Raw genomic sequence first — 15,835 nt, forward strand, 5'->3', positions numbered from 1 at the left:
TTATGTTTTCTTTCAAGGAATATTCAAAAGAAATATTAGCAACAATAGTCCTCTTTATAGTATTAATATTGCTTAGAATAATAGTAGCTAAACTAATTCGAAAATTTGCAAAAACCAGTGAAAGACTTGAACACAGAACAAACCTTATTATTAAATACATTCATTTACTAATGAATACACTGGTGATTATTAGTTTAATCATCATTTGGGGAGTCGATACTAAGGATATATTTATAACCGTTTCATCAATTACAACTGTAATTGGCGTTGCTATGTTTGCACAATGGTCAATTTTAAGCAATATCACTTCCGGAATGATTTTGTTTTTTTCCTTTCCTTTCCGAATTGGAGACACTATAAAAATTCATGACAAAGATTTCCCGATTGAAGCAGAAATTGAAGACATAAGTGCTTTTCATGTAAATTTAAGGACAAAAGAAGGCGAGAAAATCATCTTCCCTAATAATCTCTTACTACAGAAAGGAATCTCTATAATGACCAGCACGTATGAAGAGAAAGAATTTTTTGATTAGCACTTAATGGAAATTTTATAAACTATTTTTTAAAAGCTAAAACAATATAAAGTAAATAAAGTTTAATATTTGATTAGCCTAATTTTAGTTTTAAATTCCAATAAAATGAATCAACCTGTCACACTCCCTTTTTATGCCAAATTAACCTTTATATTATTATCTGTAATTTGTATTGGTATCATAACTTACATTGGGAGTAATATAATCACTCCTGTAATGTTAGCCTTTTTATTTACAGTTTTGTTATTGCCTCTGCACACTTTATTACATCACAAAATACATATTCCTATATATCTTGCTTCATTTATCACTGTAGTGATTTTTGTTCTTTGTATAGCAGCAATTTTAGCTTTCATATCTTATCAGGTAACAGATATTGCCAATGATTTTGATATTATTAAAAAAAATGCGATAGCTTTTTTTAATAATGCGCAATCCTATATTCATGAAAAGTTTCAAATAAGTATTTGGGAGCAAAAAAAATATATTGAAAAAGTAACGAACGATTCTGTACAAAATGGCTCTGGAACTATAGGAACTGCAATTGGTTCACTAAGCGATATATTATTCAATGGCATGCTTGTGGTCGTTTTTACATTTTTGTTTCTTTTATACAAAACTCACTTTATTCTCTTTTTGGCTAAATTATTTAACAAGGAAGATCATGCAAAATTGAAAGAGATCATTACTCAAATAAAAATTTCTATAAACAATTATATCCTGGGACTTATTTTCGAAATGTTTGTAGTTTCTATTTTAACAGGTCTTGGCCTATGGATTATAGGAGCCAAATATTTCATTCTACTTGGACTTATGACAGGAATTTTAAATTTAATCCCATACATCGGAATTATGATTGCGGGCATTCTAACTATTCTATCTTCACTTACCGGAACTCCTGATTTGTCTATAATTATAAGTATTCTTATTGTAAATATTATTGTACAACTCATAGATAACAATATACTTGTTCCCCTAATTATAAATTCAAAAGTTGAAATTAATGCTTTAGTTTCAATAATTGGAATTATCATAGGCGGGGGTATTGCAGGAATTTCAGGAATGTTTTTGGCAATTCCGCTTTTGGCTATTTTAAAAATTATTTTTGACAGAATCGAACCCTTAGAACCTTGGGGCTACGTTATGGGTAATCATATGCCGAAAAAATTTACATGGCGAATCAGAAAATTAAAAACTGAAAATTAAAATTGTTTTTTTTATCTTCTGCATATTATTTTAAATTATAGAATCACCAATAATTTACGCTAACTTTATTTGCATGTCTCGAAACTTTATCAAAATCTTTTTGCTTTTTCTTTTCCTTTGGAATTTTTCCCAAAGCGCTTCTTCACAAGAAAAACAGACTAAAAAAGATAGTATTGAGAAATATGATAAAATAAAAAAACTTTCAGAAAAAAGAAAATTCACAACTTTTTTAAAGAGAATCATTTTCAAACCTTCCAAAATAAAAAAGAAAAATGAAACTTTGGTCAAAAAAGAATCTCTTCCGAATGTTGATGGAAAAATTATTCGAAAAATCAGAATTATTACCTTAGACCCTTTTGGTCGATCAGATACTGACTCTACAATGGCACCAAAGAATTGGGGACAGAGAACAGGAAATAAATTACACCTTAAAACTAAAAAATTCGCTATACAAAATTTATTACTCTTTAGACGTAATTCACCGTATGATACCTATAAAATAAAAGAAACAGAACGTATTATCAGATCTCAAAGATATGTCAGCAAAGTTACAATTTCAGGAGAACTAGTTTCAACAAGCAATGATTCTATTGATATTACTGTCCGGGTTTTAGATTCGTGGAGCTTACTTCCAAAATTCTCAATATCGAGTTCAAGAGTTGGTGTTGGATTTAACGACCGCAATATTTTAGGTTCAGGACAACAACTCGAATATAAATTTACCAATAGATTTGACGATGGACATAATGCACATGATGCCTTATACACTATTCCGAATATCAAAAATACTTTTATCACTACTAAATTAAGATATTACAATGATTTAGATGATAACTATATAAAAAGTATCTCTATGGAGCGTCCTTTTTATTCACCTTTAACTAAATGGGCGGGCGGTTTTATTTTAGGACAGCAATTTAAACGGGACACTTTACAAGATGCAAATTTAAAATATGAATTTCAGCCCTTCAAATACAACACTCATGATTTTTGGGTTGGTAAAGCTTTTAATATTACAGGTGTAAGTCCAAAAAAAGAAAGAACAACTAACCTTATTGTTTCGGGCCGTTTTTTAAACATCGATTACACTGAAAAACCTAGCCTGGCATTTGATACAATCAATTTTTTTTCAGACGAAAAAATGGTTTTACTGGGTCTTGGAATAAATACACGGGAATTCGTCAAAGACAATTATATTTTTAGAAATGGAAATACTGAAGACATTCCTATTGGAAGAATTTACGGAATAACGGCCGGTTATCAGTATAAAAATAAAATATGGCGACCATATATAGGAGCACAAGCCTCTTTTGGCGACTATTATAAATGGGGATTTTTGAGTACTAATTTCGAGATTGGCACTTTTTTTCATCAAGCAAAAACCTATCAGACTTCTATTTCCTTTCAAGCCAATTATTTTACAAATTTATTGACATTTGGGGACTGGAAATTAAGGCAATTTATTAAACCCGAAGTAATGATCGGAATTAACAGGGCTAATTCTATAGGTGATCAGCTCACCATAAACGAAAATTACGGAATTCAGGGATTTAATACAGCTCATTACGGCAAAAGCAAAATGGTATTAACATTACAAACGCAAACATATGCTCCGAAAGAAATTTTAGGTTTTAGATTAAATCCCTACCTAAATTATTCAATTGCCGTTCTGGGAAACAGTACGTCAGGTTTACTTCAAAACAAATATTATTCAAAAGTTAGTATGGGTGTTTTAATAAGTAATGATTATCTCGTCTTCAGTTCATTTCAGCTTTCTGTTTCATATTATCCAACTATACCTTTTCAGGGCGAAAATATTTTCAAAACAAATACTTTTCAAACTTCAGATATAGGCCTTCACTCTTTTGAATTAGGAAAACCGAAAATTGTAGAATATAAATAATCTAATCCAAAATTATCTAATTTTTGATTCTGTTGTTTTAATTTCATAAGATTCTAAAAATCAGCAAAATCAAGCATTACAGCATATTTTACTTTTCAAAAAAAATATTTTTACAGACATAATTCATTCTAGAATATTATTTTTGGCACAGTATATGGATATCCATACACAGATTAACAATTAAATTTTATTAAAAATGAAAACTATAAAATTAGCAATCGCTGGATTATTTCTAATAGTTGCAAATACGACACAAGCTCAGGTATCAATAAACGTTAATATAGGAACTCCGCCTGCATGGGGACCTGCAGGATATTCAGAAATGGAATATTATTATCTTCCTGATATTGAAGCTTATTATGATGTACGTGCTTCACAATTTATTTATTTCGGAGGAGGAAGATGGGTTAGAACAACATATTTACCAAGAGCATACAGAAATTATGATTTATATGGAGGCTACAAGGTGGTACTAACAGATTACCACGGAAGAACTCCCTATAAATACTTTGATCGCCATAAAGTAAAATACTATAAAGGATACCATGGCGCTCCTCAAAGATGTTACAAACCGAGAGCTGCTTACAGTTACAATGACCGTCGTCATGATAATCGTAAAAATTACAAACATTATGACAAACATGATAGACACGAGAAACATGATAGACATGACCAAGACGATAGAAATGACAGACACGATGATCATCATGGTCACGGAAGAAGATAAGTATTAATTTACAACACAAAAGAGTATCAAAAAAATTGATACTCTTTTTTTTTATAGATATCGAAATAAATTTATCCGACAGTAATGAAAAAATAATTATCTTTAATATTTAAATTACGGTATAAAAAAAAAACCGTCTAAATATTTAGACGGTTTTACTTTATTGTTAACTCATTTCAAATACTACATTGTAGCTTTTAATGCTTTAGCTTCAGCAGTCATTTCAAGTGCTTTATATACACCTAACAATGTTTTAGAAACATCTTGGTTTTTAGGATCTAACTCATTTGCTTTTTTAAGATAAGGAATAACACTCTTAAATACAGCTTCTCTCTGTCCTTTAAGTACATCGTAACGTTTCATATCCTTTGCAGAAGTACCTAATTTATTCATTTCATCAATAATTGGTTTCTCTGCCTCTAATTTCAATGCTGCAAGATTAAGATAAGCATTTGCATAGTTAGGATCGATTTCAATAACCTTTAAATAGTACTTCTCAGCATCTACAGCGTTTTTTGCATTTGCACTAAGTACGCCAAGATTGAAAATTAATTCTTTATTATTTGGATCTTTTTGTAAAGCTTCTCCAACTAATTTTTTATATGTATCAAAATCTTTAGTTTCTAAATACAAGTTAGCCTCAGACAGAATTAAAGAACTATCGTCTGGATTTGCTTTTCTTGCATCTGAAATTGCTTTTTTTGCATCTTCAGTACGTCCTTTTTGAAGCAAAATTAAAGCATAATTTTTATAAACTTCACCTCTTTTAGAAGGAATTGTTTCAGTTTTAGGTTTCTCGTGGGTACCTAATTTCACTGCCATATCTCTTTCATTTGCCGTATTGAAGCCATCCTCATTACCGGAAATTTTATTTAGGGCAGTATAGCTAGTTCCTTTTCCTGAATAATTTAGTTTTTTCAATTGTTCATACAATGGCAAAGCTGCATCATAATCCTGAGCGTTTACATATGTTGATGCTGCATAATATAAATTGATTGTGTCTTTTTGATCTAATAAATAAGCATCATACAATTTTTTTGCACCCTCTGCTGCTTTATTTGACTGAGTATCGGCAATAGCAGCATTAATCAATTTACCCTTAATTTGCGTAATTGATGTAGCTGCCTGAGTTGAATACTTTTGCTTACCTGATGCTTTTTCCAAATCAATTAGTTTTTTATAACTTTCTGCTGATAAAGACAGGTTTTTACCCGTTTCTACACTTTTGTTTGCAAGCTCTAAATAAGCATTACCTTGTACAAAATAGTATTGAGCCTGCTCAACATCTTTTGCATTTACTACCATATTTTCAGCATCTTTCAATATTGAAATTGCTCCTTGAGCATCACCACCTTTTAATGCTTTTTCAGCACTTTTTATTTGATCTTTTTGAGCAAAAGTAGCTACTGAAATCAATAATGCTGATGCAAGTATTACATATTTACTTTTCATAATATTCAATTTGTGTATTTAATTTTAATTTGTGTGGATAAATTTTCTATTCTTCAGATTCTTCTTCTTCAGAATCATCCTCGTCTTCAATTTCTTCCTCAGAATCATCATCTTCATCATCTTCTACAACACCATCATCTTCAAGAACTTCTAAATCTGGTTTAACTCTTTCGATTACTGATTCTATTACATTTCCATCTTCATCTACTACAACTTCTTCCGCATCATCTTTCATTACTTTCGTAACCGCTGCAATTGAATCTTTACCTTTTAGGTTAATCAATCTTACACCCTGAGTTGCACGTCCCATGACACGTAAGTCTTCAATAGCCATTCTGATAGTTAATCCTGATTTATTGATAATCATTAAATCATCAGAGTCGGTCACAGCATTAATCGATATTAATTTACCAGTTTTCTCAGTAATATTAAGAGTTTTAACTCCTTTACCACCTCGGTTTGTAATTCTGTACACATCTTCTCCATCGTCATCAACTAATTTTGTACGTTTTCCATAACCGTTTTCTGTAACAACTAAAATTTGTGAATCATGAATATCGTTTTTATCGACAGTAACCATACCAATTACTTCATCAGTATCATCTTTTAAAGTAATCCCGCGAACTCCGGAAGCTGTTCTTCCCATTGGACGCGTTTTTGTTTCTTCAAAACGAACCAGTTTACCTGATTTTACTGCTAAGATAATCTGGCTTTCACCATTAGTTAATTGTGCTCCCATTAACTCATCACCTTCTTTAATAGTAATAGCAGCAACACCATTTACCCTAGGTTTAGAATATTTCTCTAAAGATGTTTTCTTAACCTGACCTTGCTTAGTAACCATTACAAGGTTATGACTGTTGATATAATCTTTGTCCTTCAAATCTTGTGTACAAATGAAAGCTTTTACCTTATCATCACTTTCAATGTTCACTAAGTTTTGAATTGCTCTACCTTTTGCCGTTTTACTTCCTTCCGGAATTTCGTAAACACGCATCCAAAAACATTTTCCTTTTTGCGTAAAGAACATCATATATTGGTGATTGGTAGCAACAAACATGTGTTCAAGGAAATCCTGATCTCTTGTTCCTGCACTTTTTTGACCAACTCCTCCTCTATTTTGAGTTTTGTATTCTGTAAGATTTGTACGTTTTATGTAACCTGCATGAGAAATTGTAATAACAACATTTTCATCGGCAATCAAATCTTCAATACTTACATCACCACCCGAATATTCAATTTGGGAACGACGTTCGTCACCATACTTATCACGGATTTCAACAAGTTCTTCCTTAATTAAATTGGTTCTTAAATTTACATCTGCTAATAAAGCTTTCAAATGATCGATTAATTTCATCAATTCTTCATATTCAGCTCTTAATTTATCCTGCTCCAGTCCAGTTAATTGGCGTAGACGCATTTCAACAATTGCACGAGCCTGAATATCTGATAATTTAAATCTTTCAATTAATTTTTCACGGGCTTCTTCTGTATTTTTCGAACCTCTGATTAACGCAATTACTTCATCAATATTGTCTGAAGCAATAATTAATCCTTCTAAAATATGTGCTCTTTCTTCAGCTTTACGTAATTCAAACTGAGTTCTTCTAACTACAACATCATGACGGTGCTCAATAAAATAATGAATCATATCTTTCAGATTCAGCATTTGTGGGCGGCCTTTTACTAATGCAATATTGTTTACACTGAAAGAAGACTGCAATTGTGTAAACTTATATAAGGTGTTTAAAACTACATTTGGAGTTGCATCACGCTTTAGGATATAAACGATACGCATACCGTTTCTGTCTGATTCGTCACGAATATTAGCTATACCATCGATTTTCTTTTCGTTAACGAGGTCTGCTGTACGTTTGATCATATCAGCTTTATTAACCTGATACGGAATTTCAGTAACAATAATCGATTCTCTTCCATCAACTTCTTCAAAACCAACTTTAGCACGCATTACGATACGACCTCTACCGGTTTTAAATGCTTCACGAACGCCTTCATAACCATATATTATACCTCCTGTTGGAAAATCCGGAGCTTTAATATGCGTCATTAATTCGTCTACCTCAATATAGTTATTGTCTAGGTATGCTAAAGTACCATTAATAACTTCAGTTAAATTATGTGGAGGCATATTTGTCGCCATACCAACAGCAATACCCGTTGCCCCGTTCACTAATAAAGTAGGAACCCTGGTAGGCATAACTTTTGGCTCATATAATGTATCGTCAAAGTTCAATTGAAAATCAACTGTTTCTTTTTCGATATCTGCCATAATTTCTTCCGAAATCTTTTTCATTCTGGCCTCGGTATAACGCATTGCAGCCGGACTGTCTCCATCTACAGAACCAAAGTTACCCTGACCATCTACCAAAAGATAACGCAAACTCCATTCCTGAGCCATACGTACCATGGCATCATAAACAGATGTATCTCCGTGTGGGTGATACTTACCCAAAACCTCTCCTACGATTCTCGCAGATTTTTTGTGGGCTGATCTTGATGTTACTCCTAAGTCATACATTCCGTAAAGAACTCTTCGATGCACTGGTTTCAAGCCATCTCTAACATCTGGAAGTGCTCTTGATACGATTACTGACATCGAATAATCGATGTAAGCTGATTTCATTTCATCTTCGATGTTAATAGGAATTAACTTTTCTCCTTCAGACATAAGTTGTTATATTAAATAATTATTTTAGTTTCAAAGCGTGCCAAGATACGTTTTTTTGAAATTTTTATAACTATTTTCACACACTTATTTCAATGATTTATTAACAACTTTATTTTATGCTTTAGTTAATAAATTAAGCGTTTTTTAACGTTTTTATTGTTATTTTTTTTGTCTATTAGCTGACACGAGATTTCAAAGGGTATGGTTTTTGTTTTTCAAAAACTAAATCATTAAATTTACAATACCAATTATATATTATGGATGATAATTTTTCACCAAGAGTAAAAGATGTTATTACATACAGTAAAGAAGAAGCCCTACGTCTAGGACATGACTTTATTGGTACTGAACATCTAATGCTGGGCATTTTAAGAGATGGTAACGGAAAAGCTATTCATATTCTTAATAACCTGGCAGTCGATTTAGATCATTTACGCAGGAAGGTAGAAATACTGAGTCCAGCCAACCAGAGCGTTGAAGTAAATACAGAAAAGAAGAATCTTCATCTTACCCGACAGGCCGAAAGAGCCCTGAAGACAACTTTCTTAGAAGCTAAAGTATTTCAAAGTTCATCAATAAGCACGGCGCACCTGCTTTTATGTATCTTACGAAACGAAAATGATCCAACAACCAAGTTATTGAATAAGCTGAAAATAGATTATGATATAGCTAAAGAACAATATTTAAATATGACTCCAAACGAAGAAGAATTCTTAGAAAACTTGCCAAAAAACGAATCATATAATGATGATTCAGGACAAGATGACAGTCTAAAAGAAAGTAGTTTCAACAATCCAGCCAATAAGTCAAACAAAAAATCTAAGACTCCTGTATTAGATAATTTTGGGAGAGATTTAACAGAAATGGCCGAGGAAGGAAAACTTGATCCTGTTGTAGGTCGCGAAAAAGAAATTGAACGTGTTTCTCAAATTTTAAGCCGCAGAAAAAAGAACAACCCACTCCTTATTGGAGAACCTGGCGTTGGTAAATCTGCTATTGCAGAAGGATTAGCCTTGCGCATTATCCAGAAAAAAGTATCTCGTATACTTTTCAACAAACGCGTGGTTACTTTAGATCTTGCAAGCTTAGTCGCCGGAACAAAGTACCGCGGTCAATTTGAAGAAAGAATGAAGGCTGTAATGAATGAACTTGAGAAAAATGATGATATCATTCTTTTTATTGATGAAATTCACACAATTGTAGGCGCAGGTGGAGCAACTGGTTCTCTTGATGCTTCAAACATGTTCAAACCCGCTTTAGCAAGAGGAGAAATTCAATGTATTGGCGCTACAACTCTTGATGAGTACAGACAATATATTGAAAAAGACGGTGCTTTAGAAAGACGTTTCCAAAAAGTAATTGTAGAACCAACTTCTGTTGAAGAAACAATTGCAATTTTGAATAACGTAAAAGACAAATACGAAGATCATCATAATGTAACTTACACACAAGAAGCCATTGAAGCCTGTGTTAAATTAACAAACAGATATATGTCTGAACGTTTTTTACCAGACAAAGCTATTGATGCACTTGACGAAGCAGGTTCTCGCGTACACATTACTAACATTGATGTTCCAAAACAAATTCTTGATTTGGAACGTCAACTGGAAGAAGTTCGTGAAAACAAAAATATGGTAGTTAAAAAACAAAAATATGAAGAAGCTGCCAAACTTCGTGATGATGAAAAACGTATTGAAAAAGATTTAGCTCTTGCACAGGAACAATGGGAAGAAGATTCTAAAAGCAACAGAATTGAAGTTACAGAAGATAATGTAGCTGATGTTGTTTCTATGATGACCGGAATTCCAGTAAACCGAATTGCACAAACAGAAAGCAACAAACTAGCCAAATTACCTGAATTGATTCAAAACAAAGTAATTGGTCAAAATGATGCTGTTTTAAAAATTGCACGTTCCATACAACGTAACAGAGCCGGACTTAAAGATCCTAACAAACCAATTGGTTCGTTTATTTTCTTAGGTCAGACAGGAGTTGGTAAAACACAATTGGCAAAAGTTTTAGCCAAGGAATTGTTCGATTCTGAAGATGCGTTAGTTCGTATCGACATGAGTGAATACATGGAGAAATTTGCGATCTCACGTTTAGTTGGAGCGCCTCCGGGATATGTTGGTTACGAAGAAGGAGGTCAATTGACTGAAAAAGTTCGTAGAAAACCATACTGTGTTGTACTTTTAGACGAAATCGAAAAAGCACATCCGGATGTATTCAATATGATGCTTCAGGTTTTGGATGACGGTTATTTAACAGACAGTTTAGGTCGTAAAATCGACTTTAAAAACACTATTATTATTATGACATCTAATGTTGGAGCACGCCAGTTGAAAGATTTTGGACAAGGTGTCGGATTTGGAACTGCTGCAAAAGTAGCTCAGGCTGATGAAAATTCGAAAAGCATTATCGAAAATGCTTTGAAGAAAACTTTTGCTCCGGAATTTTTAAACAGAATTGATGACGTAATCGTATTTAACGCATTAGAAAAAGCTGACATTGATCTTATTATTGAAATTGAGCTTAAAAAATTATACGCTCGTATTTCAGAACTTGGCTACAATTTAAGCTTAACTGACAAAGCTAAAGCATTTATTGCTGAAAAAGGTTTTGACAGACAATTTGGCGCAAGACCTCTAAAAAGAGCAATTCAGAAATATGTTGAAGATTTATTAGCTGAAGAAATTATCACTTCAAAAATACATTCAGGTGATGAAATCGTAATGGATTTAAAAGATGACTCTCAGGAACTTTCAGTAGAAATTCACAAAGCAGAAGAGCCGACTAATCAATAAAGTAGTTTAAATTTATAACAGAAATAACACACCCGTTACGTTTTCATAACATAACGGGTGTTTTTTTTAGGTAAATCACTATCTTTAATAAATGCAAATAGCTATTTTTGAATATTAAATTTCTACAATAAAAAACAATATATGCTTCAAAACAAAGTCATTTTAGGTAGTGAAGAATGGTGTGCATTTCCTGATTTGGGAATCCCTACAATCAAAGCCCGTGTGGATTCCGGTGCAAAAACTTCTGCAATGCACGCTATAAACATAGCCCCTTTTATAAAAAATGATGCCAATTGGGTAAAATTCGACATTAATCCAATTCAGAATAATATTAAAACCGTAATTCATTGTGAAGCTCCTTTGGTCGACAAAAGAATTGTAAAAAGTTCAAGCGGCTTCAGAGAACATCGTTATGTAATTCAGACCAGCATTAAACTTGGTGAAATAAAATGGCCAATCGAAATGACATTGACCAATCGCGATTCAATGGGTTTCCGTATGCTTTTAGGCAGAGAAGCTATGAGCGGGCGTGTCTTGGTAGATCCTGAAGAAAAATATATGTTGGGGCAGCCTTCTACCGAAACATTAAAAGAATTATACCAAAACTCTGAAAAAGCAACTTCAGGCTTACGAATTGGACTTTTAGCCAGCAATCCAGAATTATACAGCAATAAAAGAATTATGGAGGCAGGCGAAATGCGCGGTCATGAAATGCATTTTTTGAACATCAAAGAATGCTACATGAAACTTGATGCAAAGACTCCGGAGATTCATTACAGAGGCGGAAAAATATTAAATCAATTTGATGCTATAATTCCCAGAATTAGACCAAGTATCACTTTTTACGGCTGTGCGTTAACACGCCAGTTTGAAGCACTGAAAGTTTTTGTTTTAAATTCGGCTACAGCCATAACGCAGTCACGCGATAAATTATACTCTTTGCAACTACTTTTAAACAGTGGTATTGATATTCCAACAACCGGTTTTGCAAATTCGCCTTTAGATACTGACAACTTAATTAAAATGGTTGGAGGTTCGCCTTTAATTGTAAAATTACTTGAAGGAACACAAGGAAAAGGCGTTGTATTAGCCGAAACAAAAAAAGCAGCAGAAAGTGTTATCAATGCCTTTAAAAGCCTAAATGCAAATATTTTAGTCCAGGAATTCATTAAAGAAGCAAACGGAAAAGATATTCGTTGTTTTGTCATCGATGGTAAAGTGGTTGCTGCCATTCAGCGAGAAGCCATGCCTGGCGAATTCAGAGCCAATATTCACCTTGGAGGAACTGCTTCTGTAATAAAAGTAACATCAGAAGAAAAAAAGATCGCCATTAAAGCAGCAAAAGCGATGGATTTGAAAGTAGCTGGTGTTGACATTATTCGTTCGTCTAAAGGGCCGTTATTACTAGAAGTAAATTCATCTCCTGGCCTTGAAGGAATCGAAGGCGCTACAAACAAGGATGTTGCAGGAGAAATGATAAAGGCGATTGAAAAGAATTTTAAGTTATAGTGTTAAATCAGTTTTTCCAAATCACTAATTTTAATTAATACCTTATATTTAAAGCTTCATCAAAATATTGATGGAGCTTTTTTTAAACTTTAAAATAAAAAATATGCTTTTCCCTTATTTAGATATCATTTTAAGAAGTGCAGCCGTCTATTTTTTTATGACAATTGCTTTGCGAATATTCGGTAAAAAAGAACTTTCTCAGCTAAATACCGCCGACATTATCCTGATTTTACTAATTAGCAATTCGGTTCAAAATGCAATGGTTGGTCTGGATACAAGTCTCTGGGGAGGTTTGATTGCTGCTTTGGTTTTATTTGTAATTAATTTTATAATCAAAAAACTGACACACAAATACAAAATTCTTAATGATTTACTTTTAGACAAACCAGAAGTCTTAATTCATGATGGAAAGTTAGATTTCAAAACTTTAAGCAAATTAGATATTTCTAACAACGAGTTGAAAGAAGCTATGCGAGAACATGGTTTGGAGCATTTTACAGATGTAAAACTTTGTATGTTAGAAATGGATGGTACGATAAGTGTTATTTCTGAAGACAAAAAGCTCTTAAAACAAACTCATTACAAGCGAAAACATAATCATAAGAATTTTAGAAAATAAGCTCTAAATACAAAAACGGCTATTCAATTTCTGAATAGCCGTTTTTGTTCTATATTTTTAATAAATTATTTTTGAAATAATTTATTGATCTGATCTTTCACTAAAGGCTCAGAAACATTACTTGAACCTGAAGAAGCATCTTTGCTTGAAACCATAAACTGAACAGTAGATTTTTCCGGAAGAGTACTTCCTGTATAATGCAACCAAATGTAATTATTAGGCAACTCTAATTTAATATCATACAATGGAGTAGCATTAAAACCATTCATAATAATATTGTAAAGACTTGTATAATCGTTATTAACGTTTTTGAAAGAGAATTTTCTTAAGCTTGAAGAATCATCATCATCACTCACAATACTAGTATAGTAAACAGTGTATTCATCTCCAATTTTTTGAATATAATTGTTATTTACTTTTCCTAATTTTTCAACCGGTACAGTTTCAAGAACTTTGATCTGTGCAACTGAAACAAAACTAAAGAATAAAATGGCAAGGGTAATAATCTTTTTCATAATGAATTTGGGGTTAATTTTTACTACTATTAATAATCGCCGAAATTATGAAAAATTACTTCTAAATCTAAGCATTGGTTAACATTAAATTGTGAATTTTATGCAAATCTATTTAAATCAAAAACAAAAAAATCACAAATATTTAATAATCAACAAATTACATAAAAAATAAAATTCTTTTATTCGACATTTTTTTTAATCAAGGTCTAAAAAATTCTCATAAAATCATCTTTCCTCCTCTTTTTTTACTACTTTTCTGGCAACTTCAATCTTAAATTTCTTCCCTTTCATCTTCTCCTCTTTTACATTTTTAAGCAAGTCTTTCACTTTATTGTATTTTACTGCTGCAAACGAAATAAAATCTTTCACTTCAATCAAACCCAAATCGTCTTTCTCGAGTTTACCTTTTTGAGAAAAGAATCCTACAATGTCAATTTTATTCAATTTCGTTTTTTTTCCGCCACTAATGTAAATGGTTTGAAATTGTGGAGGTTTTGGCAAATTGATTTCATCTTCAACTCTTAGAATTTCCATTTCATAGTCAATGTAATCTAATTGTTTTTCACTTTCATGTACAATAATATATGCTGTTCCAGAAGCCTGCATACGCGCTGTACGACCATTTCGATGCGTAAACTCATCTTCTTTTAATGGCAAATGATAATGAATTACATGTTTCATCTCCGGAATATCTAAACCACGGGCTGCCAGATCAGTTGTAATTAAGTAACTCATGCTTCCGTTTCTAAACTGAATGAGAGCACGCTCACGCTCATCCTGATCCATTCCGCCGTGATAATAAACCGAATAAATTCCTTTTTCGTTTAAAGTATCACTGATACGTTCTGCCGCATCACGATGATTGCAAAATATAATAGCAGACTCCGATTTTAAGGAGCAAATCAGCTTGAATAAGCTTTCCAGTTTATCTTTTATAGGCGAAACTACCATCTTTATCGAAAGATTCGCTTTTTCTTCTTCTTCCGGAATGAAATCCAAAACGGTGGGATCAACTACTCTTGTATACTTTGGAATCTCAATATCTGAAGTAGCGGAAACTAAAACACGTTTGTTCAGTTTCGTAAGTTTTCCAATTATATATGACATTTGCTCATGAAATCCCAATTGAAGTGACTTATCAAATTCATCTAAAATTAAAGTCTGAATTTTATCTGTCCTAAAAGTTTGCCTGTCAATATGATCTGCAATTCTTCCGGGAGTTCCAATCAAAACCGCCGGCGGATTACTTAAATTTTTAATTTCAGTATCGATTGAATGTCCGCCATAGCAAATATTAACTTTGTATTGCGTCCCCATCTTTTTCCAAACTTGTTCAATCTGTAATCCAAGCTCTCGGGACGGCACCAAAATCAGACACTGTACTGATAAAATTTCAGGCTGTAATAGTTCTAAAACAGGAAGCAAGAAAGCCAATGTCTTCCCGGAACCGGTTGGAGAAAGCAATAAAACATTGTTTTCGTTTAAAATAGCATCTTGTGCCATTTCCTGCATTTCGTTTAGGCTCTGAATTCCTAAATTCGAAAGTATGTTGTTGGAATGGTGTTTTTTATTCATTTTGCAAAAGTAGGGAAAATTTGTTTCAGGTTTTTCTTGTTTGATGTTTCAGGTTTAAATGCTGATGATTTTAACCTTAATGCACATTATTCAGCTTATATTTTTGAAGATACTGCGGGACCTAGATCTAAAATAAGAATTAGAAGCTAAAAACTAATACTATTTTGCTGAAAATCCGGAAGTACAATTGGATTAGATTTATAAACATTCTGTATATTTATGAAAAAACTCATATCAGTATGCTGTTTATCGGGTGCTTTAACACAACTCAAATGAACTCATAATAAGCACTAATTTCTCTTT

The 15,835-nt window shown here is 32.5% G+C and carries 11 protein-coding genes; 7 read left to right on the forward strand and 4 right to left on the reverse strand.

What is annotated here, in order from left to right:
- Positions 1–2 precede the first annotated feature (2 nt).
- The 4 genes from FLACHUCJ7_RS23010 (at position 3) to FLACHUCJ7_RS23025 (ending at position 4,369) form a co-directional block, all read left to right on the forward strand.
- A complete protein-coding gene (locus FLACHUCJ7_RS23010; RefSeq protein ID WP_180910677.1) occupies positions 3–533 on the forward strand; it encodes a mechanosensitive ion channel domain-containing protein in 531 nt (176 codons plus the stop codon).
- 105 nt (positions 534–638) lie between these two features.
- Positions 639–1,739: an AI-2E family transporter gene (locus tag FLACHUCJ7_RS23015; RefSeq protein ID WP_180910678.1), complete on the forward strand. Its 1,101-nt coding sequence runs from the start codon at positions 639–641 to the stop codon at positions 1,737–1,739.
- 73 nt (positions 1,740–1,812) lie between these two features.
- Positions 1,813–3,642 carry a BamA/TamA family outer membrane protein gene (locus FLACHUCJ7_RS23020; protein WP_180910679.1) on the forward strand — a complete coding sequence of 610 codons (1,830 nt, stop codon included), beginning with the start codon at positions 1,813–1,815 and terminating at the stop codon, positions 3,640–3,642.
- 196 nt (positions 3,643–3,838) lie between these two features.
- The gene (locus FLACHUCJ7_RS23025; RefSeq protein ID WP_078229400.1) at positions 3,839–4,369 is read left to right on the forward strand and encodes a hypothetical protein; all 531 of its coding nucleotides are present in this window, start codon (positions 3,839–3,841) and stop codon (positions 4,367–4,369) included.
- Positions 4,370–4,552: 183 nt separating this feature from the next.
- On the opposite strand, the gene FLACHUCJ7_RS23030 is transcribed toward FLACHUCJ7_RS23025, so the two are convergent.
- Positions 4,553–5,821 (reverse strand): tetratricopeptide repeat protein, encoded by a 1,269-nt coding sequence (locus FLACHUCJ7_RS23030; protein ID WP_078229401.1) that lies wholly within the window; start codon positions 5,819–5,821, stop codon positions 4,553–4,555.
- Between the two features lie 46 nt (positions 5,822–5,867).
- On the reverse strand, positions 5,868–8,510 hold the full coding sequence (gene gyrA, locus FLACHUCJ7_RS23035) for a DNA gyrase subunit A (RefSeq protein WP_180910680.1): 2,643 nt from the start codon (positions 8,508–8,510) through the stop codon (positions 5,868–5,870).
- Between the two features lie 257 nt (positions 8,511–8,767).
- Here gyrA and FLACHUCJ7_RS23040 point away from each other — a divergent pair, with 257 nt between their 5' ends.
- From FLACHUCJ7_RS23040 to FLACHUCJ7_RS23050, 3 genes are all read left to right on the forward strand, one after another.
- The gene (locus FLACHUCJ7_RS23040; RefSeq protein WP_180910681.1) at positions 8,768–11,314 is read left to right on the forward strand and encodes an ATP-dependent Clp protease ATP-binding subunit; all 2,547 of its coding nucleotides are present in this window, start codon (positions 8,768–8,770) and stop codon (positions 11,312–11,314) included.
- A 141-nt stretch (positions 11,315–11,455) separates the two neighbouring features.
- Positions 11,456–12,823 (forward strand): 30S ribosomal protein S6--L-glutamate ligase, encoded by a 1,368-nt coding sequence (gene rimK, locus FLACHUCJ7_RS23045; protein WP_078229404.1) that lies wholly within the window; start codon positions 11,456–11,458, stop codon positions 12,821–12,823.
- Positions 12,824–12,926: 103 nt separating this feature from the next.
- The gene (locus tag FLACHUCJ7_RS23050; RefSeq protein ID WP_180910682.1) at positions 12,927–13,442 is read left to right on the forward strand and encodes a DUF421 domain-containing protein; all 516 of its coding nucleotides are present in this window, start codon (positions 12,927–12,929) and stop codon (positions 13,440–13,442) included.
- A gap of 65 nt (positions 13,443–13,507) precedes the next feature.
- Here FLACHUCJ7_RS23050 and FLACHUCJ7_RS23055 read toward each other — a convergent pair whose 3' ends face one another.
- Positions 13,508–13,957 carry a hypothetical protein gene (locus FLACHUCJ7_RS23055; protein WP_031457282.1) on the reverse strand — a complete coding sequence of 150 codons (450 nt, stop codon included), beginning with the start codon at positions 13,955–13,957 and terminating at the stop codon, positions 13,508–13,510.
- Between the two features lie 225 nt (positions 13,958–14,182).
- A complete protein-coding gene (locus FLACHUCJ7_RS23060) occupies positions 14,183–15,532 on the reverse strand; it encodes a DEAD/DEAH box helicase (RefSeq protein WP_180910683.1) in 1,350 nt (449 codons plus the stop codon).
- Positions 15,533–15,835: the final 303 nt, after the last annotated feature.

It is taken from the genome of Flavobacterium salmonis (assembly GCF_903819435.1).
GTDB classification, from domain to species: domain Bacteria; phylum Bacteroidota; class Bacteroidia; order Flavobacteriales; family Flavobacteriaceae; genus Flavobacterium; species Flavobacterium chungangense.